Genomic DNA, 6,478 nt, shown 5'->3' with positions numbered 1-6,478 from the left:
AAATACTATACATCTGCCAAAATCATTTAATTTCACGACAAAAAATATAATATCCTCATTTAATCCATAATACCATAAGATGTTATTTAAAGTCTACATTTATTTACGATCAGTCGCTTAAATTTTATTATTTTGATATATTCCTTATCTTTTTAACATTTAAATAAAGCATCTATTTTATTCTGTCATTTATAAAATATATAACACTACCATCAGTCTTATATTAGAAAAGGACACGATTTTTATCGTGTCCTTAATACTTATATTTTTAAAACATCCTGTAAAAATAAGACTATCTGATGAATATATTCAGGTGAAAAAGCTATTTCTATAGATATTTCACTTGATGCATAAGCAAATTTAGGTTTATGAAAATATTTATGAGCACATCGGAAAAGATATTCTCCATTAGTTTTCTTACTGAATTCATGAGTAAAATGAATAGTCATTCCTTCAGCATTATCATCTATTGCTCTGATTTTTTTATTATGAGAAAGTATTTCAAAGCGTCTCTTAATTATAATATTCTCTATTTCTCTGGGAAGTTCTCCATAAAGATCTCTAAGTTCTCTTTCTACAAGATTGATCTGAGTCATTTTATTAGCTTTATAAATACGCTGATAGAGCTCTAATTTCTCCATATCACTTTCTAAATAATTATTTGGGATATAGCCATTAACTTTTACATTGCTGACAGGAATGTCTTCCTCTTCAATTGATTGACCTTGTTTTTCCAGGATAGCTTCCTGTAATATTTTCATATACATATCAAATCCTACACTGTCAATAAATCCTGCCTGTTCTCCTCCCAGAATATCTCCTGATCCTCTAATTGATAAGTCTCTCATTGCTATCTTATAACCGCTTCCTAACTGCGTAAATTCTTTAATTGCTTTTAACCGCTTCACTGCTTCTTCATTCATAATCTTATTTTTACGATAGAGAAGATAAGCATAAGCCAATCTTTCACTTCTTCCAACACGACCTTTAATCTGATAAAGCTGTGCTAAGCCAAAGTGATCAGCATCTTCAACAAGAATTGTATTTGCATTAGGAATATCAATTCCTGTTTCAATAATTGTGGTACAAACAAGAATATCATACTGATGATCTACAAATTCCTGCATAACATCTTCTAATTCTTCTTTTTTCATTTGTCCATGTCCAACACCGATACGAGCATCAGGAACAAGACTCTGAATCTGAGAAGCTGTTTCATAAATATTATCTGTCCGATTATGAAGATAAAAAATCTGTCCATCTCTTGCCAGTTCTCTTTCAATAACCTGTTTAACTAATGGTGGTGAATATTCAGAAACATAAGTCTGAACAGGTAATCTGTTTAATGGCGGTGTTTCTATCTGAGATAATCCTCTGATTCCCATTAATGACATCTGAAGAGTTCTAGGAATAGGTGTAGCCGTTAATGTCAATACATCAATTGTCTTTCTATATTCCTTAATCTTTTCTTTCTGTCTGACACCGAATCTTTGTTCCTCATCAATACATAATAATCCTAAATCTTTAAATACAACATCTTTAGAAAGAATACGATGCGTTCCTATTAAAAGATCTATCTTCCCATTCTTTAAGTCATTCAGAATTTCTTTTTTTGTTTTAGACGAAGTAAAGCGGTTCAGTAGTGCAATAGTAACAGGAAAATCTGCAAATCTCTTCTTCATAACTCGATAATGTTGAGAAGAAAGAATAGTTGTTGGACATAGAAAAGCACATTGCTTATTAGAAAGAATTGCTTTCATACAAGCTCTAATTGCTACTTCTGTTTTTCCAAAGCCGACATCTCCACATAATAAGCGATCCATTGGTCTTGGTTTTTCCATATCTGTTTTAATTTCATCAATAGCTCTTTGCTGATCTAATGTCAACTCATAGCCAAACTGCTGTTCAAAAGTCATCTGAATCTCATTATCCTCTTTAAAAGCAAATCCCGGCTGAGCCATTCTTTGAGCATATAAGGCAATCAGATCATCAGCTAAGCCATCAACCTTTGCTCTTACTCTTGCCTTTTCTTTAGCCCATTTAGTCCCGGATAATTCATGAACATGAGGAACTTTTCCATCTCTTGATGAATATTTTCTAATCAGTCTGAAGTTTTCTACAGGTACATATAAAACATCATTACCTTTATAAGCAATATAAAGAAAGTCTTTATGAATACCCTGAACTTCTAAAGTCTTGATACCCATATACTGTCCAATACCATTGGTATCATGAACAACATAATCTCCAATATTCAGCTCATTATAATCCTTAATAACAGAAGCATTCTTATATTTGATGTAACCTTTCCTCTTTATGGGTGCAGTAAATAATTCATGACTTGTGAGTAAAACCAATCTTTCATGAACAAACTGTATCCCTGAAGGAAGATTCCCAAAATAGATATTAATCGTATTTTTATAAATATGAGAATCATTAGTAACTAAAGTATACTTAATCTGATGTTCTTCAAATAATCTAATTAAAGAATCTATATGTCTCTTTTCATTCAGACAGATAAGAACTTTATTAAAAACAGCATAATCTTTTAGCTGAGTTAAGAAAGTATGATTATTAATCATAGAAATAGTGACAGGCTGAGTCAGGAATTCTATCTGATTATCTTTTAACTTAAATTCAGTAAAATTAATATCTCTACAAGAAGTAATTTCATGAATATCATAATAAAGATCTAATCCCTTAACCATCTCCCCTATTTCCTGTATTTCATGAAAATAGAAAAAAGATTCTTCCGTAAATCTTTTAAAAGCATTATGAATAGTCTCTATTCCCGAAGTAATGATCATAGCTCCTTTAGCATAATCTAATAGATTCGCCTTATGTTCAAATAAAGAGAGATACTGATATAAACGAAGAGAATAATCATGTGATTTTAATGCTTCAATATCCAAAGCAATATTTTCATCTAATTCATCCTGATATTCTTTTTCAAGATGCATAGCCTCTTTTAATTCTTTGATTTTCTTAATAACGGAATCAACATTCTTATGATCATAAAGCATTTCAGTAGCCGGCAGCAATGTTACTTCATCTATTTTCTCACTACGTCTTTGTGTATCTGAATAAAAAAATGAAATGGTTTCAATTTCATTATCAAAGAATTCAATACGCACAGGATGTTCGTATTGAATAGAGTAAACATCAATAACACCGCCTCTTCTAGACATATAGAACGGAGAGTCTACACGCTGAGTTATCTGATAGCCTAAACGAAGCAATTGCTGTCTTAATTCTAATGGTTCAATAATCTGATGAACTTTTAGATGAATAATAGATTCTTTAAATAAATTGAGAGGAGTAATATATCGTATAACTGAATGGGTATGAGCAATACAGATAACCGGCTGATTAAGAGAAAGAAGATAGAGACTATTCATTCTTTCTCCTAATAATTCATAAGAATATGCGACTGCTTCTACTCTTAGTGATTCATCACTGGGATAGTAGCAGACATCCTTTAACAATCCTTTAAGAGCATAGTAAAGATGCAGAGCCTGATACTGGTTCTGCTTAATAATAATAATCTGTTTTGGTTTTTTTATAAATGCACCGGCAATCAGGTAAGCTTCGTCATTTATATTGTTTGTTACAATCTCGCCTTTACCCGATAACATTTGTTTTAAGGCCGGATTATCTTTTAAAACATCTAAAATTTTATTCATATCTTCTCTTAATTATACAGATTCATAGCTTTGGAAAAATCATAATCTAAATAACACATCACAGCATTTACCGCTTTATGACCGCTTTGAAGCATCAGTTCCATTTCCGGTATCGAAAAATGTCCTAATACCCAATCAGCTGTCTGATAATTCTTATCTTTTCCAATACCGATACGAATACGCTTAAAATCCTGAGTTCCTATATGAGCAATAATACTCTTCATCCCATTATGACCTCCGGATCCCCCTTTTTCTCTAAGTCTGATTGACCCCGGAAGCATATCCAAATCATCATAGATAACTAATAAGTCATCAGGATCGATCTTAAAATAATTCATCATAGCCTGTACACATACGCCTGATTCATTCATATAGGTTTCCGGTTTTAATAAAACAATATCCTCACCATGATATTTAAATTTTGTATACAGACCTTGAAACTTCTTTGTCTCAATAGGCTGATTTAGTTTTTCTGATAACATATCTATAATCATAAAACCTGTATTATGTCTGGTATGCTGATATTTTCTGCCGGGATTTCCAAGTCCTACTATTAATTTCATTTTATCTGACACAGATAGCCATTGAAACACCTTTAACTGTTAATGAACCATCTGTAATCTCCTCCTGTTCCATACTATACATTACTTTAAAATCAGAACCTATCTGAACAGAAATATAATCATATGAAGGATTAAAATAAACTCTTATTTCTTTATACTGACCATTATCCTGAGTCAGAATATATTCAATCATACGATGATTAATATTATTAATCCGAATATGATCTCTCATTTCTTGATAATCATAATGTCTAAAGCATGGATTATCTTTTCTAAGTCTAATAAGCATCTTTACAAATTCAATCTGATCAAGATACTGATCTTTTCTGCCCCAGTCAAACTTATTCACATTATCACCGGCATTATATGAATTGGCATTCCCGCCTTTAGTATCAAAGAATTCCTGACCGGCATGTAAAAACGGCATTCCCTGAGCTAATAAAATCATTGCGGTTCCTATCATGCATCTCCTTTGTCGACACAATTCATTTTCTTCAGCATTGGACACAAGCAGTTTGTCATAATTAGTAGCATTATCATGACATTCCAGATAATTAAGATTTTGTTCAATAGAAGAGAATTTCCCATAATCACATAATGCAATAATAGCTTCATTTGTCTTATAAGTATCACCGGAAATATACCCTTTTCTTTCCAGCTGATTATTACCTCTTAAAGTATCCCTAAAATAATTATTAAAGAAGCCCACGCCCGGTAATAACTGATTATTCTCAATAATGGCTTTCTGATTTTCAGGTAATGTTCCCATATTCCATCCTTCTCCATATAATAGGAATGATGGATCAATAGCTTTTCCCTGTCTATAAATAGCATTAACCGTGTCAATATCAATAATACCCATCAGATCCATTCTAAAACCGTCTGCTCCATAAAGAACTTGCCATCTTTTACACATATCCAAGATATATTTACGGCACATCTTCGCTGTTGTATTAAAATCATTACCACACCATGTTCCATTAGTACGATAACCATTCTCGTCTCTTCTAAAGAAATAATAAGGAACTGTTTTTTCCAAAGCATTCTGATTAACATCATGCATATGATTATAAACAACATCTAAAATAACTCTTAAACCATTCTTATGAAGACTCTCAATCATTTTCTGACATTCATTGACACGTCTATAACCATCATTAGGAAGCGTAACATAGCTTCCTTCAGTTGTATTATATTGTGCCGGATCATAGCCCCAGTTATATAATTCATAAGGAAGATCTTCATCGACAGTTGCAAAATCATTAATAGGCATCAACTGCACATGAGTAATACCTAAGTCCTTTAAATAATCAATACCGCTTAAATATCCCATCTCTGTTACATTGCCTTCTTCACAGAAAGCTAAAAACTTTCCTTTATGTCTTAGTTTACCATAAGCATCTACAGAAAAGTCTCTTACTCCCAATTCATATATAATAGCATCCGTACTATGCTTTAATAATGGTAAAGAAGATTTTTTTCTTTCCAACTTTTTTAAATCTACAACAATTGAACTCTTCATATTGCTGGTAGAGGCATAAGCATAAGGATCACAGGTTTCTATAATAGATGTATTATTCTCTATGATATAGACATAACGGTATCCTTCTAAATCTTTCTTTACTTTACAGCCAAAAACACCTTTATCATTTCTAGTCATTGAATATAACTGTACATCCGATCCCTTTTTTAATTTAAGAATCACAGATGTAGATAAAGGAGACCATACTTTAAATATTGTCGAATGTTTTGAATACTGTGATCCTAAATCATCACCATCATAATAGTATCTTTGATCAAATTCCTCAGTTAGTGTTAATGGACTTAAATCAAGAAAACATGTTAATCCATAAGCATCTGTCACTACATATCTTTTTTCTAATTCTATTTTTGTATGTAAAAGATAAGTTTTAAATCCATTCTCTTCATCATGGGCATCACCCTGTAATAAAGCAGATTGATTGGAATGAAGCTCTTTGATATAAAACTTACTTGATATACCGTTATAGTAGTTACTTGATAAGTATACTTTGATTTCATCAAAGGACACTGCTGTGGCGTACATGCGTATAAAATCTGACTGCATACTACATCCCTCCATGCACCACTATCTTATCATAATTAGCAGGAAATTTATATATTAATACCCTATATTTTTATGTTTTGAAATTTATTGATATAAATCCAAAAAATACTGTATGATTACAGTTAAAAAAGAGTCCTAACCCATTA

Annotated in this window: 3 protein-coding genes; all 3 read right to left on the bottom strand. The window is 31.6% G+C overall.

What is annotated here, in order from left to right; all coding sequences use genetic code 11:
* Positions 1 to 260: 260 nt before the first annotated feature.
* The 3 genes from mfd to pulA are packed head-to-tail and all read right to left on the bottom strand — an operon-like array spanning position 261 to position 6,332.
* Positions 261 to 3,683, bottom strand: a complete 3,423-nt coding sequence (gene mfd / locus HMPREF9943_RS06330; RefSeq protein ID WP_004803200.1) for a transcription-repair coupling factor — start codon at positions 3,681 to 3,683, stop codon at positions 261 to 263.
* An 8-nt stretch (positions 3,684 to 3,691) separates the two neighbouring features.
* On the bottom strand, positions 3,692 to 4,246 hold the full coding sequence (gene pth / locus HMPREF9943_RS06325; protein ID WP_004803199.1) for an aminoacyl-tRNA hydrolase: 555 nt from the start codon (positions 4,244 to 4,246) through the stop codon (positions 3,692 to 3,694).
* Between the two features lies 1 nt (position 4,247).
* Entirely contained in the window at positions 4,248 to 6,332 is a 2,085-nt protein-coding gene (gene pulA, locus HMPREF9943_RS06320; RefSeq protein ID WP_004803198.1) for a type I pullulanase, read from the bottom strand.
* Positions 6,333 to 6,478: the final 146 nt, after the last annotated feature.

Source organism: Eggerthia catenaformis OT 569 = DSM 20559 (assembly GCF_000340375.1).
In the GTDB taxonomy this organism is placed as follows: domain Bacteria; phylum Bacillota_I; class Bacilli_A; order Erysipelotrichales; family Coprobacillaceae; genus Eggerthia; species Eggerthia catenaformis.
This window is presented reverse-complemented; position numbering and strand designations above follow the sequence as displayed.